Below are 25,344 nucleotides of genomic sequence, written 5' to 3' on the forward strand. Positions count from 1 at the left end.
CCCCTCCGCCACAGCAGAACGCCCACGACGAAGGTGTGAGCGAAGGGAACTTCCTGTCAAGGCAGTTGGCACAGAAGCCACGCGTCCGCACGGCCTGTCACAACATGACGCGCCACACTCCCGACAGGCGTGTGCGGTACCGGCGGACACGCACCACCTCAGCCCTCGGTCGTCGGGTTCTCAGATTCGGCGGCGTGGCGGTATTTGGCGTTGATGCGCTGGGCTTCTTCGAGCTGGTCTTCCAGGATCACGATGCGACAGGCGGCCTCGATGGGGGTGCCCTGGTCGACGAGCTCCCGGGCGCGGGCAGCGATGCGCAGCTGGTAACGGGAGTAGCGGCGATGGCCGCCCTCGGAACGCAGCGGGGTGATGAGGCGGGCTTCACCGATGGCGCGGAGGAAGCTCTGGGTGGTGCCGAGCATTTCGGCGGCCCGGCCCATGGTGTAGGCGGGGTAGTCGTCGTCGTCGAGACGGCCGAACGAGTCGTCTGCTGTCATTGCACCTCTCTGTCGAACGCGTGGAGGGGCCCGGATGCCGTATGGCACCCGGGCCCCGAAGGAATTGCTACACCATCTGCCGACCCTGATACTGCGTCGGCCTTCTGTGTCCGCTGACCCGACCTGAAAGTTGTCGGGAGTGCGGGGATCGCGGTTGCTTGACCGGAGACCACCTCACTATCGATGTCCTGCGGTACCCGGGCTCAAGACTTCCACCCGGGCGATCCTGATGGCGCTCGACTCCTCCGTTTCTTCCCTCTGGGATCAATCACTTACCTACCGCTGGTACTGCTCTCCTGCGTACTGCTCTGTGGCCTGTGACAGCGCCACTCTTCGGCAGCCAGCCCCGTCGCCCGTCCTGCGTCTGCTCTGGCTTAGAACCCCACTGCCGAACCTCCCGGTGCGCGCGTCCGCAGCCGACGCCTTCACCGAGGTGCTGCTCACTGACTTCACTGCCGGGTACTGCGAACTGCGCTTACGGGTACTGCGTGAACTGGTACTGCTCACGGCGGCCCCTGATCACTGCGGGCCACCCGGTCCGATCGTCAGTCCCGTCGCCGTCCTGCAACAACCCTGGCTTCGAAACTCCACCACCGCACCGTCCTGCAAACTGCAACTGCGTGTACTGCCGCCCGGCAGTTCGTGTCTGCCAGGCCCCGCGGTCTCTCTGGGCTACGAGAGAAACCATAACCACACCACCACCCAATGTCTACTCCAGCCGACATAGATTTTCGTACGCTAGTCAGAGAGATAGTCGACCTCGACCTCTTCGGCGTCTATCTGCTGGCAACCGGCGTCTTCGAGCTGGCCGGCGCCTTCGGCACCCACGTGCCCCGGCATCTTCGGGTGATGCATTTCCTCACAGGCTCGCTCTCCATCCTGCTGGGGTTGATCTGCTTCCGAGGCGCCCTGGAGTCGATCCTGCTGCTCGCCCTGTGGATCGGCTTCAGCTGGCTGCTGCGCGGCACCATGGAGACGGCCGCGGCTGCCTCCGCCCAGGACATGCCGGCCCGAGGCTGGCATGTGGCTTTCGGGATCATCAGCGCTCTGGCGGGCATCGTGCTGATCGTCTCGCCGTTCGCCTCGATCGCGGCACTCACCCTGGTAGTGGGCATCATGGCCATAGTCCTGGGCCTGACCGAGGTGGTCCGCGCCGTCATGATGCGCGTCAAAATGGGCCGTCTTGCTCCGGCCCCCGCCGCCCAGCGGCGCCCCCTGTTCCACCGTCCGCACACCCAGCACTGATCACCGGAGCCGGATCGGCCGGCCACCGGCGAACAGCGAAAAGCCGCACGGCCGCCCGGCGAGTCGGGCAATCTGTGGACCTGCCCGGTACAGCACGACGTTCGGCCATGATCTTCGAGGCTCGCGCGCTCCCGCATTGCCCGTTCTGTCTGGAACCTGCTGCGCGACTCGTCGCCAGCCAGGGCCGCGCCTGGACGGTGAAGCCGTCACCCTGCCGGCTCCCGTGCGGTGCCGGATCAGTTCCGGGACGCTACGGGTACGGCTGCGCGCTACCGACCGCCCTATGGCCCGAGTGGACCTTGCGGCTTTCCCCAAGTCACCCCAGCGGCAAACCCGTTGCTCAACGCATCGATGAACTCCTCACCGTCGCCTGCCTGTTGGCTGGCAACACCACCTCGATCCGCGCCGCGGTCCACCTGACCGGCACCACCGTCAGTAGCCACAACGTGTCCACGTTCCTCGCCGGCCTCACCCGCCACCAGGACGGCGCCGATGTCCTGCACACATTGATCCTGCTCGCCGACCACCTCGATGTGCACGGCGCCCCGATCGACTATGCACGTCGTCGTGCGCTGTTCGCCGCGCGCTCCCCCTTCATCGACGTGCAGACCTGGCTGGATCTGCAGCGGCGGCTGCGATCCAACCCCAGCCTCGACGCCGTACACGCACAACGCTGGCTATTCCACACCCTGACCGGATCACCCGCGCACCTCGCCCACCCGGACATCGCGCCCGCCACCCCCGTTCAACGCCAGCAATACCAGCGCTTTCGCTGGCGGATCCTGCCCCCCGAGGCCAAACTGCTCCACCGCACCGCACAGAACCTCCTCGAGGAGCACACCATCGACGAGCCCGTCCAATGGGCACCGCGGCTCCCCGCCCGCGCACTGCACGACCTCGTGCTCCCCGGGCCCGACACGGACAGCATCAGCGTCGCCCAGCTCCACCAGGCCGTTCCCGGCGGCGACTTCTCCATCGCCCAGCTCGCGCACACCTTGAACACCACCACCGCCCACGTCACCTACCTGCTGTCGAAGCACCCCGTCGACTGGAGCCCACCACGGTTTCGGCGCACCCAGCACACCGCCACCCGCGTCGGGCAGTGGCGCATCTGGTACGAACACGACCGCCTATCGCTGCAAGCCATCGCCGATCGAGAGGAGGCCAGCCTCGCCACCGTCCGCCTCGCACTGCTGAAGAACGGCACCGAGCTCCGCCCTGCCGGGTCTCAGCAGGGCCGCCAGCGAAGGAGGTGAGCTTTCCGGGAGCGGAGACAAGTGGGCCCTTCCGCGGGGCGTCGCCGAGGGCCGATCTCGCCAATTCGGGAAGGGGTTCCGAACCCACTCACAGCGGATTGTCCTTCCAGCGCGCAGAGGCTCCGCCCCGCTACTCGGGGGGTGGAGCCTCGCGGGCATTGCCGTAGGTCGGCCGGGTCCGTGGTTACAGCTGCTTCACGTACGTGTCCTGGTAGGCCGCCCTCCCTCCGAACACGTTGAGGCCGATGTGTCCGCTCGTGTACGTCGTGTCCGTCACGTCGATGATCCGCTCGCCGTTGAGGAACACCTGGATGCGGTCGCCCTCGGTGAGGATGCGGACGGGGTAGGTCGTGCCGCGGCGGAGCAGGGCCGGGACGCGGGCGAGGGCGGCGCCGTCGTCGAAGAAGCCGTTGGCCTTGGCGACCAGGCGGATCACGCGTAGGTCGGGGTCGATGTTGAGGCAGTAGGCATCGGTGCCGTCGGAGGAGGCGCGCCAGAGGAGGGAGAGGGCGCCGCCCGTGTCCGGGTCGGGGCCGCCGAGCCGGACCAGGGTGGTGAGGTCCAAGTCCGTCGCCGTGTGGGACGAGATCGCGTTGGAGTCCTTGTCGAAGCTTCCGGCGCGGCCCGCGCTGTCCGTCGACCAGCGGCCCGCGGGGGTGATCGTCAAGTTGCCGAGGTCCGAGCGGAATTCACCGCCGGTCGGGGCGGCCACCAGCGGCTTCACCCGATCCACCAGGCGGAAGGTGCTGTCCAGCCTGTGCACCTTGAGCGACTCGATGTGTGCGGTGCCGCCCTTGGCATAGAAGGCCATGCCGTCGGCGTCCGGGCCGGGGAAGATCAGGCTGGTCACGGCGGCCTGTCCGTCCCCGCCGAATGCCTCGACCGAGGACGAGTCAACGTACACGCGCAGGGTCACGCGGCCGTCGGTCGTCTTCATCGGCGCGACCGTGCGGCCCGTGAAGTACTGCGTGAAGTCACTCAGGCCCGATGCCGAGCGGTCCACGAACAGCTCCTGCGCCTCCGCGTGGTAACCGACCGTCGTGTGCTGGTCGCCGTCGGTCCGGAGCCGGAAGCCGACCTCCGTGGCAGTGCCAAGGGTGATCTCGGCCTCGATCTCGTAGGCGATACCCGTGACACGTGTGAGCGGATTCGCCGAGTCGGGGCCGACGGAGAGGTTCTTGCGGGTCGTGGCAGAGGAGCGCAGGGCGGTCAGCTCGCGGACCGGGCGCTGCACCAGGCGTACGCCGTCGGCGGTGTTCGTGAGTGTCAGTTCGCGGGGGGTGCTCAGCTGGCCGTTCCAGCCGCCGGTCGGGGCGCTGAAGGGGTAGTCCCAGTTGCTCATCCAGCCGAGCCAGACGCGGCGGTCGTCGGGCAGGCCGTAGAAGGACATGGCGGCGTAGTAGTCACGGCCGGAGTCGGCGCGCAGGACCGTGCCGGCCTTCTGGTCGGGAGTGAAACCGGTGCCGTTCCAGTCACCCGTGAAGTACTGGGCGGCCGAGCCGTTCGTGGCGCGTACGGCACCGGTGCTCAGGGTGAGGACCCACTTCACCTTGTCCTTGTCGCCGTCGACCGGCAGCGGGAAGAAGTCGGGGCACTCCCAGACGCCGGGCGTGGCCCAGTCGCCGTAGCCGAAGGAGCTGACCTGGGTCCAGGTGAGGAGGTCGGTGGAGGTGAAGAAGCGGATGTGGTCGCCGCCGGAGACGACCATCAGCCACTGGTCGTGAACCTCGTCGCGGATGACCTTCGGGTCGCGGAAGGTCCAGCCGGCGTCGGGGCCGCCCGGGTTCTGCACGGCCGGGGTCGAGCCGCCGTGCAGCTGCCAGGAGCGGCCGTTGTCCTTGCTGTACGCGATGCGCACGCTGGCGTTCCCGCCCGGCTTGTCCGGGTGGTAGCTCGTGTAATAGGCGATCAGGCCCGAGCCGCCGTCGAAGAGACCGGAGGTGTCGTCGGCGTCCACGACCGCGCAGCCGGTCCAGCAGTGGCCATAGGCGTTCCAGGGCAGGGTGATCGGCAGGGGCTGCCAGTGGACGAGGTCGGTGCTGACCGCGTGCGCCCAGCGGCCCTCGTCCTGGTGGAAGAGGTGGTACTCGCCGTCGTAGTGCAGCAGGCCGCAGGGGTCGCTGGTGGAGCCGGTGAGCTGGGAGTAGTGGTACGTGGGGCGGTACGGCTTGGTGAAGTAGTCGGCGGTGCTGTGGACCTCGACGTTCTGGAAGTACGACGTCCCGTGCGCGGCGGCGGTGCCGAAGGTGGCGCCCTTGGTGCGGGACACGCGGGTCTTGAGCGCCCGTACGCCGTCCACGTACACCTCGATGGTTCTGCCCGTCGCGCGGGCCTCGACGCGGTACGTGCTTCCGGCCGTGATGCGCCGGACCGGGCCGGAGGCGGAGGCGAGGCGGGCGCTGGAGGAGCGGTCCAGCAGGACGACGGCGTTGCGGCCGGCTTCCAGGCGGGCTTCGTAGCCGCCGGAGCCGTTCGCGGACGCGCGCAGGACGAGGCCGGCCGAGGAGGAGCGGTCGCCGGGGGTGATGTCGGCTCTCGCCACCAGGTCGCCGTCGGTGGAGGGGGCCGTGCGCAGGCCGTTCTCGCCGCGGATGCCGCGCAGGTCGGGGGTCCAGGTGCCGGAGCGGGCCGTCCAGCCCTGGAGGCCGGTGGCGAGGTCGGCGGCGGCGATGTTCTCGAAGGACACCTCGCCGGCCGATGCCGAGACGGCGAGTCGGCCCTTGGTGTGGGTGGAGTCCTGGGCGGTGATGACGGGGCTGTAGCCGTCGGGAGAGAAGAAGTTGGTCTGCCAGTGCACGCGCAGTTCGTCGTGTTCGGCTTCGATGCGCAGGCGGTAGACCGTGTCGGCCTTGATGGTGGTCGCGTAGGTGCCGAGGGTGACGTTGCCGTCGATGCGGTAGAGCCTCAGCCTGCCCTGGTCCGTGTCGACTTGGACGCCGTATCCGTGCGTGGCCGTGGCGTCGGTGCGCACCAGCAGTGAGGCGATGGCGGAGGCGTCGTGCAGGAGCAGGTCGGCCTGGAGCGCGGTGTCGTACGTCTGGGTCGTGGTGATGGCGCGGGCGGTGGCTCCCTGGGTTGGGGCCGCGCGCCAGCCCAGCAGACTCGCCGTCCAAGTGCCGCCGCTCGTGGTCCAGCCGGTGAGGTTGGTGGTGACTGAGGAGAGGGAGGGCGGGCCGAAGGTGACCTTGCCGCCCTGGGCGAGCAGGCCCACCGAGCCGGTGTCGTGGCGGTGGTCCTCGGTGTGGAGGAGCCGCTTGCCGTCGACATGTACCGTCAGCTCGGGTCCGTCGACTGCCACTTCGAGGTCATGGGGTCTTGCGGCCGCCGCTCCTGGAAGCGGAGCGGTGGCGAGTGTGTCGCCGCCGGCCAGGTCGTAGAGCCGTATGCGGGAGCGGCCGGGGTCGAGGGCGATCGCGTATCCAGTCGAGCCGTCGAGGGCGGCCCGGAACACCAACGCGCCTACGGAGGAAGAGGATTGGGGCGTTATGCGGGCCGCGTACGTGCCCTTGGCCGCGAGTTGCTGCTCGGACAGGGCGAGGGCGGGCCCGCGACGGCCGGCTGTCGCCTTCTGGCCGCCGTCGGAGGTGCGGGTCCAGGTGCCGGTGACGGGGATGGGGTCGGGAATCGGGGTGGCGGCGGGGGTCGCTCCGGCGGCGCTCGGGGCGGCGGCCTGTGCTGCGGGGAGGATGCCTCCGAGAGGCAGCAGGGTGGCGGCGGTTCCTCCGGCGAGCAGGAGGGTACGGCGGGACACGCTCATGGCGGCTCCTGAGGGAGAACAGGGAGGGGGCCACGGCCCGGGGGGACGTCCACCCCGCGGGCCGTGGTCGTGTGTAAGACGGTCACGGCCACAGCGGCCGGGGTCCGTCGGTGAAGGCCGACGCCATTTGCCAGGCGTCGAACCGCTCCAGGGCCACGTCGCCGTCGGCACCGATCCCGACGCCGACGGCCTCGTCCGGGCGGGTGGGGTAAACGCGGGCGGTCAGGGCACGCCCGTTGGCGAAGATCTCCAGTGCGGAGTGGTCGACGAGGACGCGCAGGTCGACCCGCCCGTCGGTGCCCAACGGCAGGTCGCCGTACCTGGGTTCGGTGTCTACGGTCGGGTCGAGGCTGCTGTTCTCGCGGTGCAGTCGGAGCGTGCCCGCTCCGTCGTGGGCCCTGCTCACCTCCACGACCGTGCGTTCCGCGCCGTCCGGTGTCTCTCGGACCACGAGCCGGGCGGTCGCTCCGGTGCCCAGGCGCAGGGTCGTCTCGATGTCCAGCTGCTCCCCGCGCACGGCGGGCAGCCGGCTGTACGGGTCGTCCAGCCGGCCTGGAGCCACCTCTACGCGTTCCCGCCGCAGCACGGTCAGTTCAGGTGCGGGGGCCTGGTGCAGGCTGCCGTCCGTGTCGAGCGTGTCGACCCTCGGCAGGGACATCACGCCGCACCAGCCGGCCTGTGCGTTCGCCTCGTCGGTCCGGCCTTCCTGGAGCCAGCCGAACATGATGCGTCGGCCGTGCTCGTCGCGGGTGGACTGGGGGGCGTAGAAGTAGCGTCCGCCGTAGTCGAGGCGGTGGAGGGCGGTGGGGGTGAAGGTGTCGCCCTGGTAGCTGCCGGTCCAGTACAGGGGGTGGTGGGTGGTGCCCTCATCCCAGGCGGAAAAGACCAGGACGTCGGCGCCGTCGATGCCGAAGAGGTCGACGCACTCCCACATCGTGCCGGTCCAGTCGAGCTCGCCCTGGTTCTGCGAGGCGTCGCCGGTCAGCAGGGGGCCGACGTAGCGCCAGCTGCGCAGGTCGTCGGATTCGTACAGGAAGGCCGTTCCGCCGACGCCCCGGATGCCCGAGCCCACCAGCTGGCGCCACACCTGGCCCTCCCGCCAGACGCAGTGGTCGCGGAAGGCCGTGATGTCGACGCCCTCGGGCGGGGTGGTGATGACCGGGTTGGCCTGGTCTTTGGTCCAGTACCGCAGGTCGGCCGATCCCCTGGCCACGCAGGGGAGTTCGTGGGCTCCGTGCCTGCCCGAGTAGACGAGCGTCGGCACTCCCCCGTCGTCCACCAGGACACCGGACCAACAGCCATCGCGGTCCGGGCCGTCCGAGCCTGGCACCAGGGCGACTGGCTCATCGGCCCAGTGCACGAGGTCGGTACTGGTGGCGTGGCCCCAGTGGATGCGGTGGTGGGCGGCGGCGAGCGGGTTGTACTGGTAGAAGAGGTGGTAGACGCCGTTCCAGTGGCTCAGCCCGTTGGGGTCGTTGAGCCAGCCGCCGGGCGAGGTGAAGTGGAAGCGGGGGCGGTGGGGGTCGCGCAGGGCGCGTTCGGCCAGCCCCTCGGCGACGGGAGTGCCGGACGGCAGGGTGAGGTCGTGGGTCATGCGGCGGTGGTCTCTGCTTTCTCGGTGTCTTCGGTGGCCTCGCAGTCCGGCCGGTCGGTGGCCTTCAGGACGCGGCGGGCGATGTCGGAGGCGGGTGCGCGCAGATGGCAGCGCACCCAGTGGGGCTGTCCGTCGTCTTCGCCGACGATGTGGCGGACAGGCTCGGTGCGGCTGCACGCGCCGTCGTCGCCGTAGGGGCAGGACGTGGGGTTGAGGATCTCCTCGCGCAGCCGGGCGCGTTCGACCGGGTCGTAGCTGCCGGCCCGCTCGGGGTCGGGCACGGCCGACAGCAGGAGGCGGGTGTAGGGGTGGGCGGGGGCGTCCATGACGGCCAGTGCGTCTCCGCCCTCGACGAGTTCGCCGGCGAACATGACCATCGTGGTGTCCGCGAGGTAGCGGGCGGAGCCCAGGTCGTGGGTGATGTAGAGCATGGCGATGTTCCGCTCGTCGCGCAGGCGCCGCATCAGGTTGAGCACGCCGACGCGCACGGAGACGTCCAGCATCGACGTCGGTTCGTCGGCCAGGATCAGGCGCGGCTCCACTGCCAGCGCACGGGCGATGGAGACGCGCTGACGCTGGCCGCCGGAGAGTTCGTGCGGGTAGGACTGGAGCATGTCCTCTGTCAGGCCGACCGTTGCCATCAGCTCGCACAGCGCCTCGCGGGTGGCGGGGCGGCCGTGCACGACGAGGGCCCGGGTGAGGAAGTGCTCGATGCGGTGGACCGGGTTGAGCGAGCCGAAGGGGTCCTGGAACACCATCTGGACCTTGCGGCGGTACGCCCGTGACACCCGGCGCCGCTCGGTGCGCAGGACGTCCTCGCCGTCGAGCAGCACCTGTCCGGCCGAGGGCTGTTCGAGGCGGGCGAGGCAGCGGGCGATGGTGGACTTGCCGCTGCCGGACTCGCCGACCAGGGCGGTGATCCGGCCGGCCGGGAGATCGAAGGAGACGTCGTTGACGGCACGGACGCGGCGCCGGGAGAAGACGGTGCCGACCTGGAAGTCCTTGGTCAGGCCGCGTACGGAGAGCAGGGGTTCGGTCGGTTCGGTCATCGGGAGGCTCCTTCCGGACTGGGGGCCACACTGCGGGCCACCCAGCGGCCGGGCGCGACCTCGCGCAGGTCGGGGATGGTCATGGAGCAGTCCGAGCGGTCCTCGGGACAGCGGACGTGGAAGCCACAGCTGTCGGCGGTGCGCGGGGCGTCGAACAGGCCGGTGAGTTCGCGGCGCGGGCCGGTAAGCGGCGGGAAGGCGTTCATCAGCGCCTCGGTGTACGGGTGGAGGGGCCCCGCGAACAGGTCCTTGGCGACGGCGAGTTCCACGATCCGTCCGCCGTACATCACGCCCATGCGGTCCGACAGCTCGACCATCAGGGACATGTCGTGAGTGATGAAGAGGATGGAGAAGCCCAGCTCCCGCTGGAGGTCGCGGATCTGCGCCATGATCTCCTGCTGCACGACCACGTCGAGCGCGGTCGTCGGCTCGTCCATGATCAGCAGCCGGGGGCGGAGCGCGACGGCCATGGCGATGACCACGCGCTGGCGCATACCGCCGGACAGCTGGTGCGGGTACGCCTTCAGCCGCCCCGGGTCGATGCCCACCAGCTCCAGGAGCTCTCCCGCCCGCTCCCGCGCGACCCGCTTCTTCAGCTTCTCGTGGGTGGTGAAGATGTCGACGATCTGCTCGCCGATGGTCAGAACGGGGTTGAGGGAGTTCATCGCCGACTGGAAGACCATCGCGATCTCCCGCCATCGGAAGGCGCGCAGCTCACGTGCGTCCAGGGCGAGGACGTCCCGCCCCTGGAAGCGGATGCTGCCCGCGGTGATCTCCGCCGGGGGCTTCAGCAGCCGCATGACCGCGTTGGCGATGGTCGACTTGCCGCAGCCGGACTCTCCGGCGAGGCCGAAGATCTCTCCGGCGCCGATGGAGAAGGAGACGTCGTCGGCGCCGACCACGGTGCGTCCGTCGCCGCGGTATTCGACGCGCAGGCCGCTCAGTTCAAGTACGGGTTCCATGGCTCAGCCCCTCCTCTCGCGGCGGGCACGGCGGTTGCGCAGCCTCGGGTTGGTGATCTCGTCGACCGCATAGTTGACCAGCGCGAGCGCGAACGCGACGAGCGCGATGCACAGTCCGGAGGGGACGAAGGCCCACCAGGCGCCGGTCATCAACGCGCCGTCGTTGCTGGCCCAGTACAGGTTGGTACCCCAGCTGACGACGCTGCTGTCGCCGAGGCCGAGGAATTCCAGGCCGGCCTGGGCGCCGATGCCGAAGATCACGCAGCCGAGCAGCGTGGTCATCACCACGGACGCCATGTTGGGCAGGATCTCGCGGAACATGATCCGCAGCGGGCGCTCCCCGGTGACGACCGCGGCGGCCACGAAGTCCTTGCCCCGGATCGACTTGGCCTGCGCGCGCAGGACCCGGGCCGAGCCCGCCCAGCCGGTGACGACGAGGACCAGGATCACGGTGGAGGTCCCGGGCGGCAGGAACGCGGCCAGGATGATGAGCAGCGGCAGTCCGGGCAGCAGCAGGAAGATGTTGGTGACCAGGGTCAGCGCGTCGTCCACAATGCGGCCGAAGTAGGCGGCCGCGAGGCCGACGACGATGGCGACCGCGGTCGCCACCAGCCCCACGGTGAACCCGACGAAGAGCGAGCTGCGCGCGCCCCACAGGGTGAGGGCGAGCACGTCCTGTCCCTTGGCGGTCGTACCGAGCCAGTGTGCGGCCGAAGGGACCTGGCTGCCCGTGGAGTTGATGAGCGACGGTTCACCCGGGACGAGGACGGGAGCGAGCAGAGCCAGGAGAGCGAAGAGAGCGAGCAGCATCAGCCCGGTCATCGCCTTCTTGCTGTCGGTGAGCTGGCGTAGCAGTCCGCGCCGGCGGGAAGGGCGCGCGGGGACTGTCGGCGTGGTGGCCGTTGCGATTTCGATGGCGGTCATGTCGGCAGCCCCCTTCAGCGGACGCGGACGCGCGGGTCGAGGCGGACGTAGACGAGGTCGACGAGGAAGTTCGCAATCAGTACCGCCGCCGTGATCGTCAGGAAGATGCCCTGCATCAGCGGGTAGTCCAGGCCCTGGACAGCCATCAGCAGCTGATAGCCGATGCCGGGGTAGGCGAACACGACCTCGGTGAGCAGGGCGCCGCCGACGACGAAGCCGAGTGCCATGCCGAAGTTGGTAACGGAGGGGAGCAGGGCGTTGCGGGCGGCGTAACGGAACATGATCCGCGAGGGGCTGAGCCCCTTGGCCTCGGCCATGGTGATGTAGTCCTCGGCCGTCGTGGCGATCATGGTGTTGCGCATGCCGAGCATCCAGCCGCCGATGGAGACCAGCACGATGGTCAATGCGGGCAGCACCAGGTGGGTGGCGACGTTGGAGAGGAATTCGCCGTTGAAGCCGGGGGTCAGTCCGACGTCGTAGGCGTGCCGCAGCGGGAACCAGCCCAGGCTCACCCCGAACAGGTACAGCGCGCCCATCGCCAGCCAGAAATAGGGGAACGAGCCGACAAAGATCAGCAGGGGCGGGAAGGCGGAGTCGAGGACGCCGCCGCGTCGCCAGGCGGCGACGATGCCGAGCAGGTTGCCGAGCACGGCGGCGATGACGAGCGCGACGCCACCGAGCAGCAGGGTCCAGCCGATCTGCGAGCCGATCACCTCGGAAACCGGGGTGGGGAAGCGGGTGATGGAGATGCCGAGGTCGCCGGTGAAGACGCTCTTGACGTAAGAGACGTACTGCTCCCAGAGGGGGCGGTCGTCCAAGCCGAAAAGTTTCCGCAACTGGGCTATCTGGTTGGGCTGCATCGTGCCCTGGGCCTGCGCGAACATCCGGGAGACCGGGTCGCCCGGCATGAAGCGCGGGAGAACGAAGTTCAGGGTGATGGAGGCCCAGAAGGCGAGCAGATAGAACCCCAGGTTGCGCAGGATCAGACGCACGGGTCGTGCTCCCTGTCAGTGGGGGGTGAACGTGTGGCTCGGTGCGCGGGGGCGGCCTTCCGGGGAGGAGAGCGGCCGCCGGTCCGCGGGCGGCGTCAGCCCTTGACGGGCTTCAGCGAGGTGAGCACGAGGATCGTGCTGCCGTTGCGGTTGCCGAGGGTGGCGTACGGGTTCTTCTCGGTGGGCCAGCCGGTGAAGCGGGCGTCCGTGTACGCGCCCCACTCGGGGCCGGTGAACAGCGGGACGACGGGCGCGTCCTTGTTGTACAGCGCCTGCAGACCGTTCATCTGCTCGCGCTGCGCACTCTCGTCCGTGGCGGCGGCGAAGGCGTCGATGAGCTTGTCGGCCTTCTTGTCGCCGAAGCGGTGGTAGTTTTCCGTGGCCTGCTTGCCGACCGGCTGCACCATCTTGGTCGACATCACGCCGCGGAAGTACTCGTACGGCGTGGCGCCGTTGTTGCTCCACACGATGCCGGTGTCGAAGGTGCCGGTGTTGTACGAGGACGAGACCGCCGACCAGTCGGGCGTCTTCACGATGGCGGTGATGCCGACCTTCGCGAGGTTCTGCTTGATGATGTTGGCGACCGATATCCAGTCGGAGGAGGCGGAGCCGACGGAGATGTCGAGGGTGAAGTTCTTGCCGTTCTTCAGCTTGCGCTTGCCGCCGCTCTCCTTGTAGCCGGCCGCATCCAGGGCCTTGGCCGCCGCGTCGGTGTCGTACTTCGTCCAGGTGCAGGAGGCGGCCAGCGACGTGTCACGCCACTTGTCGTACGTGCGGGCCAGGCCCGTGCAGTCGGCGGGTTCGGCGTAGCCGTTCATCGCGACCTTGGTGATCTGGTCGCGGTCTACCGCCATGCTGAGCGCCTTGCGCACGGCCGGGTCGTCGAAGGGGGCCTTGGTGGTGTTCAGCTGCCAGTTGATCATGGCGCCGGTGGCCGGGAACCAGTAGTGGTTGTGCTTCTTGTCCTTGGCGACGAAGGACTTCTCGATGTCCGGGATGAACGACTGCGTCCAGTCCACCTCGCCGTTGGTGAAGGCGATGTTGGCGCTGTCGTTGCCGGAGAAGGCGAGCATCTGGATGCCGGTGATCTGCTGCTTCGCCGGCTGCCAGTAGTCGGGGTTCTTGCGCAGCTCGTACGACTGGCTCTGGAACTTCTCGATCTTGGTGTAAGGGCCGGTGCCGACCGGGTTCGGGTTGGTGAACTTCGCCGGGTCCTTCACCTTGGACCAGATGTGCTTCGGCAGGATGTAGTGGCCGCTGATCTCGAAGAAGGCGGTCGAGAACGCCTTGTTGAAGGAGAACTTCACCGTGTGGGCGTCGACCGCGGTGACCTTGTCCAGGTAGTCGAAGCCGCCCAGCACCTTCTTCTGGAGCTCGAAGGTGTAGACGACGTCGTCGGCGGTGAGAGCCTGGCCGTCCGACCACTTGACGCCGTCGCGCAACGTGAAGGTGAGGGACTTGCCATCCTTGGCCTGCTCCCACTTGGTGGCCAGCCACGGCGTGTCCTTGGCATCCGCCATGCTGTGCACCGCCAGCGGCTCGTAGACCGCCTGCAGGGTCATAGGGGCGGCCTGCGGGGAGAGCGGGTTGAAGTTGCGCGTGAACGTCGCCAGATCCTCGCGCGGGATGGTGAGCAGCTGGTTGCCGGAGGTGTCACCGCCGGCAGTGCCCGAGCCACCCGTACAGGCGGACAGGACCAGGGCTGCGGCGGCGGTCGCGGTGACCGCTCTCAGGACGGCTCGGGGCCGCCGTGAAGGTATGCGGGAAGGTGCCATAATGGAGACTCTTTTCCTCTCTTCAACACACAGGGCGAAGACTGGGATGGGATTCCTCGGCGGGCTGATTAGCGGTCAGACCGACGAGCGTTCGAGCAGCGGGCAGTCGATCGTCACCCGGTGGGTGTCGAGCGGCTGCCCGGCTGCGAGAGCGGCGAGCATGTCAATGCCCTTGGTGCCCATGGCCTCGAAGGGCAGGGCGAGCGTCGTCAGCTTCGGCCGCAGATAGGCGGCGATGAGTTCCTGGTTGTCGAACCCCACCACGGCCACGTCGTGCGGGATGCGCAGTCCACGTTCCTTGATCGCGTCGTACGCGCCCATCGCCATCCGGTCGTTTCCGCAGAACAGCGCGGTCGGCCGGTCGCCGGCCGGGCGGTCCAGCAGTTCGCAGGCGGCGGTATAGGCGCTGTCGGCGGTCGCCCAGCCGGGGACGACGAGGGAGGTGTCGGGGGTGATCCCGGCCTCGCGCAGGGCACGTTCGTACCCTTCGCGCCTGCCGATGGCGGCCGGGATCGCCGGGTCGAGGTTGATGAACCCGATGCGGGTGTGACCGGCATCCAGGAGCCGGCGGGTCGCCTTGTATCCGCCCGACACCTCGTCGGGCAAGATGCACGGCAGCTCACCGTCCGCGTCGTAGCAGTTGACGAGCACCGTCGGCACCTCCCGGGCGGCCTTGGGCAGCGTGACGGCGCGGTGCCAGGTCGTGGCGTACAGCAGCCCTTCCACCCGGTGCTCCAGCATCTGGTCGAGCGCGGCGGCCTCCTGGGCGGGATCGCCCTCGCTCGCGGCGATCAGCAGGAACCTCCGGTCACCCCAGGCGCGGCTCTGCGCGCCCGTGATCACCTCCCCCGCGAACGGGCCGGTCACGATCTCGGTGATCAGCCCGAACCACCCGCTGCGGTTCGCGGCCAGCGCCCGCGCCCCGGCGTTGGGCCGGTAGCCGAGCTCGTCGATCGCCTCCAGGATCCGCCGACGGGTCTCGTCAGGGATGGAGGCACCGGGCTTGTCGTTCAGGACGAAGGAGACCGTGGTCCGCGAGACACCCGCATGGCGGGCCACATCGCTCATGGTCACGCGATGCGTCCTGTTCGTGGCCACTTCCAGTCCCTTTCGGCTAGCCGGAGACGAGACACCGCCTCCAGTTTCGCGCTTTAATAACGCGTGTTACTTCCTTGTGGCAGGGAAGTTACGTCCGTCTTGAGCGGCATGTCAATACCTGCGCAATGGGCTGCATCAGGCCACCGTCCCGGTGCCCTTCGCCACCCGCGCTTCCTGAGAGAGGCAGACAGTCACCATGGCCCGACCCCAGGCCCCCGTCAGTGTCACCGTCCTCGGCGAGTGCGTCGCCGACGCCTTCACCGACCCCGCCCGGTCCAGCTCCGATGAACTCGCACTGCGGGCCCTGCCCGGTGGCGGCCCCGCCAACACCGCCGTCGCTCTCGCCCGGCTCGGCACCCCCACCCGCTTCCTCGGCCGGTTCTCCCACGACGTCTTCGGCACCCTCTTCCGTGCCCGCCTCAGCGCCTCCGGCGTCGATCTGACCGGCAGCGTGACCGCTCCCGAGCCCAGCACCCTCGCCGTCGCCGACCTCGACGACTCCGGCCAGGCCACCTACACCTTCTACGCCGACAGCGCCGCCGACTGGCAGTGGACCACCGACGAACTCGCCGCCACCCAGCAGGACGACGCGGCCTGCCTGCACACGGGCTCCCTGGCACTCATACGCCAACCCGGCGGCACCCGCATCGAGGACCACCTCGCCCAGGCACGCGAGCACGTCACCGTGTCCATCGACCCCAACGTCCGCCCCCTGCTCGTACCCCCCGCCGCCTACCGCGAACGGCTCCCCCACTGGTGCGCCCTCGCCGACATCCTTCGCCTCAGCGAGGACGACCTCGCGCTGCTCCTGCCCGGTGCTGGCGCCGAGGAGGCGTGCGACACCTGGCACGCCGCCGGCGCGCGCCTCGTCGTCATCACCTTGGGCGGACGGGGCGCCCTCGCCTCCCTCGACGGTCTCCGCGTCACCGTCGCGGCCCCGGCCATCGACGTCGTCGACACCGTCGGCGCCGGGGACTCCTTCACCGCGGGCCTGCTCCACCGGCTCGCCGCCCTCGGCCACCTCGGCGGCCGACTCGACGCACTGAGCCTCGAAGACCTGACCGACGCCTGCTCCTTCGCCACTCGCGTCGCCGCCCTGACCTGCTCAGTCCCCGGCGCGAACCCGCCTCTGGCGGATGCAGTGGGGCTGAAAGCCGGGGTGGATGGGCTCCTGCCCCATGCCTGAACGCGGCACGCCCGTTCCCGCAGCCATGACTGCGGGAACGGGGGCGCCGAATCCAAACTCCCGGCACCCCGTACGCGCTGTTGCCGCGGCGTCGCCGGTGTTGCGAGGCCGGAGCGCCGGGGAGCCGAGCGGTGCTTGAGATCAGGCGCGGCTATCGGCGAGGTCGGCGAGGAGCGCGGTGATGACGGGGCCCACAGCGGCCATGGCGACCGAGCCGGAGGCGAGCAACCACTGGACCGGGAAAGGACTTACGTCGCCCATCTGCCCGGACATGCCATGCGGATCGCCGTCCTCTGCCCAGGCTAGGAAAGCGCCACCATCCTGAGACAAAAGCACCCGTCCGCCGCGTGAGACGGTCCGGAGAACAACTGGTCAGCGCGATGCTCTCTGCCGCAAGTCGCGAGAACCTACATCAACGAACCCAGTCGTCGTCTCAAGGAAGCGAGGCGACTGGCCTCCCGTCTCATTCAACACAGTCGCCCCAGGTCGGGGTCTGCTCGACTCGCTTTCCAGTCAACGGCCACTGGGTGTGGCGAAAGCCCTGTTGGGCGTGCGCGGTGTGGGACAGGATCAGACTCATGGATCCTGCTGTGACGGCTGCTCTCATTACCGCCCCTGTAGCTATCACCGCGGCTGGTGCTGCCTTCGCTGCCGGGCTAGTGCAGGGGCGGGGGGCTCAACGAGGGCCGGTAGACGCAGTGCGCCGACAGCATCAGCGCGACGCCTATGCGAGTCTTCTGGCCGCATTGCATGTCTACGAGCGTGAGGCTGAGGTTGGGGCTTGCGAAAAGTTGGCTCGGGCCGAGTTACAGGCAGCTGGGGTGAGTTACACCCCGGAGGACCTAAACAGGCGCACGCTGGAGTTGGTAGCGGATGTCCCGATCAAAGAGGTTCTGGCGCGTGCCGCTGTCGTCGAACTAGAGGGGCCCGAACCCGTTTCCGACGCCGGCACCGAGGCAATGGTGGCCGTTTGTGATGTCCACTACAGCGCGGCCGCGACGAGAACAGGTATCGATGCCGCCATGCGCAACGTCCTGTCTGAGCACGACAAGGTCTATCCGGCTCTCAAGAAGTTCACTGAGGCAGCGAGCGCGGAGCTCAATGGCGTTGTCGCCGCGCATTGAGCGGATCGTCTTCTCTGTGTCCGCGGTCTGCTGGCGGGCGGAGGGCCCGGCCTCCTTGCCCAGGCCAGTGTGTCAGTCGCCTCACTTCCTTGAGACGACGACTGGGTTCGTTGCCACCGGACAACTGCTGTCCCTCGTCATTCAAGCGAGGCGTTTGACAGCGAACCCAGTCGCGTCCGCCTCACTGTCGCCGCCCTGTCATTCGGCTGCACGCAGCTCCCCCTTGTCAGTGAGCATTTTCAGCGTTGCCTCGCCAGGGTGAGGACGGTCTTGGCGACTGACGTCATGCGGTTGGGGCTGATCCGGGGTCCTCGGAAGATCCGCCAGGACTTCAGCAGTGCCATGCCCTGTTCGACGGGTGCCCAGGAGGAGGCCAGCGCCCGGTGGGTCGTCTGCTGTGGGGGTCAACTGCCCGCCGGGCGGCCGTCTGCGCCCGGTGGTTACCCAGGGGCTGGCGCCCTGGTAGGCGCGGTCGGCCAGAACGGCCACGCCCTGGCGTTCGCAGATCCGGATGATCCTGTGGTGCGGGCCGCGGTCAGGTCATGGCACCGGCCTGGCAAGGCCGGCGAGATCCACAGCACCCGCACAGCCGGGTCGGTCACGACCTGCACGTTCACGCCGTGGCGACGGTGCTTGTGCGAGTAGTCGGCCCGGCCGTCGCCCACCCGGTCGCACTCGGCGAGCGTCCCGTCGAGCAGTGCGTACTCCGGTGCGTGCTCGCGCAGGACCTTGAGCAGGCCGGGCGCCCGCGCGGCCAGGAGATCGATCACCGCGGCCGTGTAGGCGTGGGCGGTGCCGACCGAGATGCCGAACCCGGCCGCTATCTGGGCCAGGGTGTCGTGCTTGCGCAGGTACAAAAGACCGACAAGCGCGCGTTGGGCGGCAAAAGCTTGCAGCGGCGGTCACCCTCGCGGGTGACGATGAGCATGGTGACCCACTCGACCAGCGCATGAGGCAGGTCGAGTGCGGCAGGATAGGGGACCAACGAGGCACCTGCGCTGGTGAGTTGAGACTTCGAACACCTCCCTCAACGGCACGGGTGCCTCGTGCCGTTGCCCCCTCGCCGCCGTCACCCCATCGGTGACCACGCTGAAAACGCTCATTCGCTCGTGGCCGTAATCCCGGGGCGTGGCGTGGCGTGCAACTCGGCGAGGATCGTGATCGACGTACGGACCATCCCGATGGCCAGGGGCGGGGTCAGCACGGCATGGGTGGAACTCGCAGGTCAGACCGCCTCCGCAGCTACGCCGACCGCGCCACCCGTTGCTTGCCCGGAAACAGGTCGGGCAAGCCGACAACATGCGAAGAACCGCAGGTCAGAGGCCCTTCTGAGCCGGCTCAAGAATCGCCACACACTCCACGTGCGAGGTCATCGGGAACAGGTCGAACGCCCGCAGCGTCCGCACCTTGTAGCCGCCCTCGCGGAAGTACGCCAGGTCGCGCGCGAGTGCCGCCGGGTCGCAGGCGACGTAGGCGATGCGGCGGGCGCCGAGGCCGGCGAGGTGCTTCACCGTCTGCTTGCCCGCGCCCGCGCGCGGCGGGTCGAGGACGATCAGGTCGCACTCGGTGATGCCGGTGCGGGGCAGGATCTGGTCGACCTTGCCGTGCTCGATGCGGACCCGGTCGAGGTCCTGGAGGTTGTGGCGGGCGTCCTCGACGGCGCGCTTGCCGGACTCGATGCCGAGGACCGCGCCCTTCTCGCCGATGCGCTGACCGATGGCGCCGGCGAACAGGCCGACGCCGCAGTAGAGATCGAGGGCCATGTCGTTCTTGCGGGGCAGGAGGCCCTGCATGACCGCGCGGACGAGGGTGTTGGCAGCCTGCGGGTGGACCTGCCAGAAGCCGCCCGAGCCGACGCGGTACGTGCGGTCGTCGGCGCGTTCGCGGACGAAGCCGCGGCCGTGGACCCGGTGGATGCCGCCGTCGTGTTCGTCGACGCGCAGGACGGAGACCGGCTTGTCGAGCTCGACGAGCGGCAGCCGGGCGCCGGGCTTCGGGGTGAGGATGACCTGGCGGTCGTTGGAGCCGGTGGCGGTGATGGCTTCCACCGAGGCCATGCCGGTCCAGTCGCGCTTCTCGATGCCGAGTTCCGAGACGCCGGGCGCCGCGATCATGCAGTGCTCGATCGGCTCGACGTCGTGCGAGCGGTGCTTGCGCAGGCCGGCGCGGCCGTCCTCGTCGATGGCGTACTGGACGCGGGTGCGCCAGGCGGGCACCTCGCCCTTCGGGAGCTTGTCGCCCTCGGCCGGCATGACCGTGCCGTCCCAGCCGGCCTCTTCGGGGGTGAGCCCGGCGAGGCGCTGGAGCTGTTCGGCGATGACTTCGCCCTTGAGCCGGCGCTGGGCGCCGGGCTTGGCGTGCTGCCAGTCGCAGCCGCCGCACTTGCCGGGGCCGGCGTACGGGCAGGGCGCCTCGACGCGGTCCTTGGACGGTTCGATGATCGTGACGGCGTCGGCGCGCAGGAAGCGGGAGTCCTTGTCGCCGTCGGTGATCCGGGCGATGACCTTTTCGCCGGGGAGCGTGTGCCGTACGAAGAGGACCTGGCCCTCCGAGGTACGGGCGATGCAGTGGCCGCCGTGGGCGACGGGGCCCACCTCGACCTCGTATTCCTCGCCGATCAGTGAGTCCCCGGTCTGCGAGTCCTCGGCCGGCGACGAGGTGGATTCGTTCTGCATGAGGGGGTGGCTCCAGGGATCAAAGGGAAACGGCCGGACAACAGCCCACCAGTCTACGTGGGTGTCGTCCGGCCGCTTACCACAAGCGTGTCAGCTCTTGCTGCTTGGCTCCTTGGCCCTGCGCTCCACGGGGCCCCGGCGGACCGATCCGGGAGCGTTCCATTCCGCACGCTTCCTGGCGCGCTTCTTCGCGGCCTCGGAGGACTCCAGCTGGTACGGGACCGACGTCACCATCACACCCGGGGTGAACAGCAGCCGCCCCTTGAGGCGCAGGGCGCTCTGGTTGTGCAGCAGATGCTCGTACCAGTGGCCGACCACGTACTCCGGGATGTAGACACTGACCACGTCGCGCGGGCTCTCCCGGCGCAGCCCCTTCACGTAGTCGATGACCGGCCGGGTCACCTCGCGGTACGGGGAGTCGAGGATCTTCAGCGGGATGTTGATGCCGCGCCGCTCCCAGTCCGCCTTCAGCGCCTTGGTCTCGGCCGGGTCGACGCTGATGGACAGCGCCTCCAGATGGTCGGAGCGGATCAGCTTGGCGTACGCGAGCGCGCGCAGCGTGGGCCGGTGCAGCTTGGAGACCAGGACGATCGAGTGGACCCGGGAGGGCTTCATGCTGTCGTCGGAGGGGGCCTCGTCGGCGGCGATCTCCTCGGCGACGCGGTCGTAGTGCCTGCGGATCGCGGTCATCGTCCCGTAGAAGATCACCATGCCGAGCAGCGCCACCCAGGCGCCGTGGGTGAATTTGGTGGCGAGTACGACGACGAGCACCAGGCCTGTGAAGAACGCGCCGAAAGTGTTGATCGCGCGGGAGCGGATCATGTGGCGGCGCTTGGCCGGATCCTTCTCGGTCCTCAGATGACGGTTCCAGTGCCGGACCATGCCGGTCTGGCTGAGGGTGAAGGAGACGAACACACCGACGATGTACAGCTGGATCAGCCGGGTCGAGTCGGCGCCGTAGATCCAGGTGAGCAGGATGGCCGCGCCGGCCAGCAGCACGATGCCGTTGGAGAAGGCGAGCCGGTCGCCGCGGGTGTGCAGCTGGCGGGGCAGGTACCGGTCCTGGGCGAGGATCGAGCCGAGCAGCGGGAAGCCGTTGTACGCGGTGTTGGCGGCCAGGAAGAGCACGAGTGCGGTGGCCCCGGCGAGGATGATGAAGAGGAACGAGCCGTCACCGAAGACGGCGGCCGCCACCTGGGAGATCACCGGGTCCTGGACGAAGCTCGAACCGACGGCGGCGCCGTTGTGGATCAGGTCCTGGGCCGGGTTCTCGGCCATCTTCACATCGGTGGCCATGGCCAGGCCGATGATGCCGCAGAACATCGTGACGGCCAGCAGGCCCATCATCGCGAGCGTGGTCGCGGCGTTCTTGCTCTTCGGCTTGCGGAAGGCGGGCACACCATTGCTGATCGCCTCGACGCCGGTCAGCGCCGCACAGCCGGAGGAGAACGCCCGCAGCAGCAGGAAGACGAGGGCGAAGCCGGCCAGGCCCTGGTGCTCGGGCTTGATCTCGTAGTCCGAGGTCGGGGCGTGCATGGTGTCGCCGAGGACAAGACCGCGGAACGCGCCCCAGACGATCATGACGAAGACGCCGGCCACGAAAAGATACGTGGGGATGGCGAAGAGCTTGCCGGACTCCTTGACGCCCCGCAGGTTCATCAGGGTCAGCAGCACGATGGCCGCGATCGCGCAGAGCGTCTTGTGCTCGACGACGAACGGGATCGCGGAGCCGAGGTTCTCCACGCCGGAGGCGATCGACACGGCCACGGTCAGGACGTAGTCCACCAGCAGGGCGCTGGCGACGGTCAGACCGGCCTTGGGACCGAGGTTGGTGGTGGCGACCTCGTAGTCGCCGCCGCCGCTCGGGTAGGCATGCACGTTCTGCCGGTACGAGGCGACGACCGTGAACATCAGGACCACGACGGCGGCCGCGATCCACGGGCTGAAGTGGTAGGCCGACACGCCCGCGATGGACAGCACGAGGAGGACTTCTCCTGGTGCGTACGCCACCGAGGACAGCGGGTCGGATGCGAAGACGGGGAGGGCGATGCGCTTGGGGAGGAGCGTTTCCCCCAGCTTGTCGCTGCGCAAGGCCCGGCCGATCAGGATCCGTTTGGGCACGTCGGTCAGTTTGGACACGCTGAGGATCGTAAGGGTTCCGTATGGAGGCCGCCCACACACCACCCCTGCGGTCCTGCAATCTCCTGCACTCAGCCGGAATCGGCACGGAATCCTTAACGGAATCCTTGCACTCCCCCCTTATGGCATGAGCGCGCTGTAACCGTTCCGTCCCGGTCGGCCACGGAGACGTGGTGTACCGGACGGTGGCGTTCCAGTGGATCTCCCTTCCCGCTGTTCCGTCACCCGCTCCCCTTTACCGCGCCTTTGCAGCTACGGACGTGGCGAAAGCACACTCGAATGAGGCAACGCGTCGGTGGCCGCATAAGCTCATCCCGGGCAACGCCGAAAATCGTTGCCCCGTTGTTTGCCCGGCAAGCCGAGGAAAGAGTGTGAGCAGGGTGTTTTCGCAGGTCAGCCGGACGACCAGGACTGCGAGGTAGGCGCAAGGTGCACATCGTCATCATGGGCTGCGGGCGAGTAGGAGCCGCTCTCGCGCAGACCCTGGAGCAGCAGGGGCACACGGTCGCCGTGATCGACCAGGACCCCACGGCGTTCCGCCGTCTCGGGTCGGGGTTCGGTGGCCGGCGCGTCACCGGCGTCGGTTTCGACCAGGACACCCTCCGTGAGGCGGGTATCGAGGAGGCCGGCGCGTTCGCCGCGGTGAGCAGCGGCGACAACTCGAACATCATCGCCGCCCGGGTGGCCCGCGAGATGTTCGGCATCGAGAACGTCGCGGCGCGGATCTACGACCCGCGGCGCGCCGAGGTCTACCAGCGCCTCGGCATCCCCACGGTCGCCACCGTGCGCTGGACGGCGGACCAGATGCTGCGGCGGCTGCTGCCCTCGGGCGCCGAGCCGCTGTGGCGCGACCCGAGCGGCGGTGTTCAGCTCGCCGAGGTGCACACCACCCCGTCCTGGATCGGACACAAGATCAGCACGCTGCAGGAGGAGACGGGCGTCCGCGTGGCGTTCCTCACCCGACTGGGCGAAGCCATTCTGCCGTCGTCGCAGACGGTGCTGCAGGAGGGCGATCTCGTCCACGTGATGATGCGTACGGACGAGATCGCGAAGGTCGAGGCGGCCTTCGCCGAGGGTCCTGAGGAGGGCGGTCACTGATGCGTGTCGCGATTGCCGGGGCCGGCGCGGTGGGCCGCTCCATCGCCGGCGAGCTGCTGGAGAACGGCCACGAGGTGCTTCTCGTGGACAAGGCGCCGACCGCCATTTCGGTGGAGCGGGTGCCCATGGCCGAGTGGCTGCTCGCGGATGCCTGCGAGATCACCTCGCTGGACGAGGCGGCGCTCCAGCGCTGCAACGTGGTGATCGCCGCGACCGGCGACGACAAGGTGAACCTGGTCGTCTCGCTGCTCGCGAAGACCGAGTACGGCGTGCCTCGGGTCGTCGCCCGGGTCAACAACCCGAAGAACGAGTGGCTGTTCAACGAGTCCTGGGGCGTCGATGTCGCGGTCTCCACGCCGCGTCTGATGTCCGCACTCGTCGAGGAGGCGGTGAGCGTCGGCGATCTGGTCCGGCTGCTGCGCTTCAGCCACGGCGACGCCAACCTGGTCGAACTGACGCTGCCCCCGGAGTCGGCGCTGGCCGGTACCCAGGTCGGCGATGTGGCGTGGCCCGAGGACACCTCGCTGGTCACCATCATCCGCGGTACGCGGGTGCTGACCCCGGGCTCGGAGGAGACGCTGGAGGCCGGTGACGAGCTGCTGTTCGTGGCCGCCCAGGCGCGCGAGGAGCAGCTGGAGGACCTGCTGTCGGTGCGTCGCGAGGTCACCGACGACTGAGGACGGCCGGCCGGCTGACCGGCCACGCCTTCGGTACGTCGGCCCGCACGACACCCCGTACGACGAAGGGGCCCGGAACCGTATGTCACGGTTCCGGGCCCCTTCGCTGTGGCTGCCGGTCAGGCCTCGGTGTTGCGGGCCGCGGCGGCTTCCTCCTTGCGGGCCTTCTCGGCCTGCTCCTCCGCCTCCATCTCGGCGAAGACGTCGATGGGCGGCGGCGCCTTGGCGAGGAAGACCCAGGTCAGGTACACCGCGAGCAGGAACGGCGGGATCTTCAGGGCGACCAGGACCCAGCCGAGCTGGGCGGTGTCGGCCCACCAGTAGAGCGGGAAGAGGATCGCGCACTTGGCGAGCAGTATCAGACCCCAGGCCCAGCTGGCCTTGGCGTACGCCTTCTTTCGGCCGGGGTTCCGGGTGCGCCAGGAGAGGTTCTCCTTGAAGACCGGCCCGAGGATCAGCCCTATCAGCGGCACCCCGGCGATCGTCGTGACGATGTAGGCGAGGGCCAGCCCCAGCGTGTAGATCATGCCGGGCAGGTAGAAGTCCTTGGCGTTGCCCGTCATCATCGCGAAGACCACACCGAAGGCGACGCCGAAGACCCCGCTGAAGGCGTGCTTGACGGTGTCCTTGCGGATCAGCCGTACGGCGACGAGGACCAGGGACACGGCCAGGGCCGCGATGGCCGAGGTGTGCAGATCCTTGTTGATGGTGAAGATCGTGACGAAGAGCAGCCCGGGCAGGACTGTCTCCACCATCCCCCGGATGCCGCCGAACGCCTCGAAGAGCGCGGCTTCGGTGACCGCCTTCGCGTCGGCCTCCTGCTGGTCGGTGCGGTCCGTATCGGGTGTCGGCTTGTCGAGAGACGTCACCGGCTACTCCTTGCCGAGCGGTCGGAGTTCGTATTTGGGGTTGAACAGCACCCGGCGTCCGTGACTCATGGCGATCCGGCCGGAGGCGATGAGCTTACGGCCCGGCTCTATGCCCACGATGGAACGCCGGCCCAGCCAGACCACGTCCAGCGGGGCGGTGCCGTCGAAGAGCTCCGCTTCCAGGGCGGGCACTCCGGCGCGCGGCCGCAGGGTGACGGTCCGCAAGGTACCAGTCACCTTGACGATCTGGCGGTCGTTGCAGTCGGAGATCCGCGTGCATCCCGATGCCTGCGAGTCCTCCTGCAGCTCCTCCGATTCCAGGTCTTGCTGGGAGCTGGACAGCCGGTCGAGCATCCGACGGAAGCGGCCGGACGGCCGCTCCGCCTTCTCGGAACGAGGGACAGCACTCATACCCGAAGGGTACCGG

At 68.8% G+C, this 25,344-nt stretch carries 20 protein-coding genes and 1 pseudogene; 6 read left to right on the plus strand and 15 right to left on the minus strand.

Annotated elements, in window-relative coordinates; all coding sequences use genetic code 11:
* Window positions 1–158 precede the first annotated feature (158 nt).
* A complete protein-coding gene (locus OHB49_RS12320) occupies window positions 159–497 on the minus strand; it encodes a MerR family transcriptional regulator (protein WP_329160235.1) in 339 nt (112 codons plus the stop codon).
* Between the two features lie 705 nt (window positions 498–1,202).
* Between OHB49_RS12320 and OHB49_RS12325 the strand changes: the two genes are divergently transcribed.
* Window positions 1,203–1,742 (plus strand): HdeD family acid-resistance protein, encoded by a 540-nt coding sequence (locus OHB49_RS12325; protein ID WP_329160237.1) that lies wholly within the window; start codon window positions 1,203–1,205, stop codon window positions 1,740–1,742.
* 377 nt (window positions 1,743–2,119) lie between these two features.
* Window positions 2,120–2,998: a hypothetical protein gene (locus OHB49_RS12330; RefSeq protein WP_329160238.1), complete on the plus strand. Its 879-nt coding sequence runs from the start codon at window positions 2,120–2,122 to the stop codon at window positions 2,996–2,998.
* A 184-nt stretch (window positions 2,999–3,182) separates the two neighbouring features.
* Here OHB49_RS12330 and OHB49_RS12335 read toward each other — a convergent pair whose 3' ends face one another.
* From OHB49_RS12335 to OHB49_RS12370, 8 genes are all read right to left on the minus strand, one after another.
* Window positions 3,183–6,755: a glycoside hydrolase family 32 protein gene (locus OHB49_RS12335; RefSeq protein ID WP_329160239.1), complete on the minus strand. Its 3,573-nt coding sequence runs from the start codon at window positions 6,753–6,755 to the stop codon at window positions 3,183–3,185.
* An 82-nt stretch (window positions 6,756–6,837) separates the two neighbouring features.
* Window positions 6,838–8,349 carry a glycoside hydrolase family 32 protein gene (locus OHB49_RS12340; RefSeq protein WP_329160241.1) on the minus strand — a complete coding sequence of 504 codons (1,512 nt, stop codon included), beginning with the start codon at window positions 8,347–8,349 and terminating at the stop codon, window positions 6,838–6,840.
* Window positions 8,346–9,398: an ATP-binding cassette domain-containing protein gene (locus OHB49_RS12345; protein ID WP_329160243.1), complete on the minus strand. Its 1,053-nt coding sequence runs from the start codon at window positions 9,396–9,398 to the stop codon at window positions 8,346–8,348. The genes OHB49_RS12340 and OHB49_RS12345 overlap by 4 nt, the downstream gene beginning before the upstream one ends.
* Window positions 9,395–10,360 (minus strand): ABC transporter ATP-binding protein, encoded by a 966-nt coding sequence (locus OHB49_RS12350; protein ID WP_329160244.1) that lies wholly within the window; start codon window positions 10,358–10,360, stop codon window positions 9,395–9,397. Before OHB49_RS12350 ends, OHB49_RS12345 begins: the two co-directional genes overlap by 4 nt.
* 3 nt (window positions 10,361–10,363) lie before the next feature.
* Window positions 10,364–11,284 carry an ABC transporter permease gene (locus OHB49_RS12355; protein WP_329160245.1) on the minus strand — a complete coding sequence of 307 codons (921 nt, stop codon included), beginning with the start codon at window positions 11,282–11,284 and terminating at the stop codon, window positions 10,364–10,366.
* Window positions 11,285–11,298: 14 nt separating this feature from the next.
* Window positions 11,299–12,276 (minus strand): ABC transporter permease, encoded by a 978-nt coding sequence (locus OHB49_RS12360; RefSeq protein WP_329160247.1) that lies wholly within the window; start codon window positions 12,274–12,276, stop codon window positions 11,299–11,301.
* Between the two features lie 95 nt (window positions 12,277–12,371).
* Window positions 12,372–14,051, minus strand: coding sequence for an ABC transporter substrate-binding protein (locus tag OHB49_RS12365; RefSeq protein ID WP_329160249.1), 1,680 nt, complete (start codon window positions 14,049–14,051; stop codon window positions 12,372–12,374).
* Window positions 14,052–14,126: 75 nt separating this feature from the next.
* Window positions 14,127–15,119: a LacI family DNA-binding transcriptional regulator gene (locus OHB49_RS12370; protein ID WP_328891204.1), complete on the minus strand. Its 993-nt coding sequence runs from the start codon at window positions 15,117–15,119 to the stop codon at window positions 14,127–14,129.
* A 226-nt stretch (window positions 15,120–15,345) separates the two neighbouring features.
* On the opposite strand from OHB49_RS12370, the gene OHB49_RS12375 reads away from it, so the two are divergent.
* Window positions 15,346–16,335 carry a carbohydrate kinase family protein gene (locus OHB49_RS12375; protein WP_030980335.1) on the plus strand — a complete coding sequence of 330 codons (990 nt, stop codon included), beginning with the start codon at window positions 15,346–15,348 and terminating at the stop codon, window positions 16,333–16,335.
* Between the two features lie 141 nt (window positions 16,336–16,476).
* Here OHB49_RS12375 and OHB49_RS12380 read toward each other — a convergent pair whose 3' ends face one another.
* A complete protein-coding gene (locus OHB49_RS12380) occupies window positions 16,477–16,608 on the minus strand; it encodes a hypothetical protein (RefSeq protein WP_329160250.1) in 132 nt (43 codons plus the stop codon).
* Between the two features lie 425 nt (window positions 16,609–17,033).
* Between OHB49_RS12380 and OHB49_RS12385 the strand changes: the two genes are divergently transcribed.
* Complete coding sequence (locus tag OHB49_RS12385) at window positions 17,034–17,459, plus strand: hypothetical protein (RefSeq protein ID WP_329160251.1); 426 nt, start codon at window positions 17,034–17,036, stop codon at window positions 17,457–17,459.
* A 239-nt stretch (window positions 17,460–17,698) separates the two neighbouring features.
* Here OHB49_RS12385 and OHB49_RS12390 read toward each other — a convergent pair.
* The 3 genes and pseudogenes from OHB49_RS12390 to OHB49_RS12400 form a co-directional block, all read right to left on the minus strand.
* Window positions 17,699–18,444: pseudogene (locus OHB49_RS12390) on the minus strand (transposase family protein).
* A 331-nt stretch (window positions 18,445–18,775) separates the two neighbouring features.
* On the minus strand, window positions 18,776–20,134 hold the full coding sequence (locus tag OHB49_RS12395) for a class I SAM-dependent RNA methyltransferase (RefSeq protein WP_329160253.1): 1,359 nt from the start codon (window positions 20,132–20,134) through the stop codon (window positions 18,776–18,778).
* 90 nt (window positions 20,135–20,224) lie between these two features.
* Entirely contained in the window at window positions 20,225–22,273 is a 2,049-nt protein-coding gene (locus tag OHB49_RS12400) for an APC family permease (protein WP_329160254.1), read from the minus strand.
* 429 nt (window positions 22,274–22,702) lie between these two features.
* Between OHB49_RS12400 and OHB49_RS12405 the strand changes: the two genes are divergently transcribed.
* Together OHB49_RS12405 and OHB49_RS12410 are read left to right on the plus strand one after the other, a co-directional pair.
* A complete protein-coding gene (locus tag OHB49_RS12405; protein ID WP_026242838.1) occupies window positions 22,703–23,371 on the plus strand; it encodes a potassium channel family protein in 669 nt (222 codons plus the stop codon).
* Window positions 23,371–24,048 carry a potassium channel family protein gene (locus OHB49_RS12410; protein WP_030980341.1) on the plus strand — a complete coding sequence of 226 codons (678 nt, stop codon included), beginning with the start codon at window positions 23,371–23,373 and terminating at the stop codon, window positions 24,046–24,048. The genes OHB49_RS12405 and OHB49_RS12410 overlap by 1 nt, the downstream gene beginning before the upstream one ends.
* A gap of 119 nt (window positions 24,049–24,167) precedes the next feature.
* Here the strand turns inward: OHB49_RS12410 and OHB49_RS12415 are convergent, their stop codons facing one another.
* Window positions 24,168–24,917, minus strand: coding sequence for a DUF3159 domain-containing protein (locus tag OHB49_RS12415; protein ID WP_327239703.1), 750 nt, complete (start codon window positions 24,915–24,917; stop codon window positions 24,168–24,170).
* A gap of 3 nt (window positions 24,918–24,920) precedes the next feature.
* Window positions 24,921–25,328: an OB-fold nucleic acid binding domain-containing protein gene (locus OHB49_RS12420; protein ID WP_078853134.1), complete on the minus strand. Its 408-nt coding sequence runs from the start codon at window positions 25,326–25,328 to the stop codon at window positions 24,921–24,923.
* Window positions 25,329–25,344: the final 16 nt, after the last annotated feature.

The organism is Streptomyces sp. NBC_01717 (assembly GCF_036248255.1).
Classification (GTDB): Bacteria; Actinomycetota; Actinomycetes; order Streptomycetales; family Streptomycetaceae; genus Streptomyces.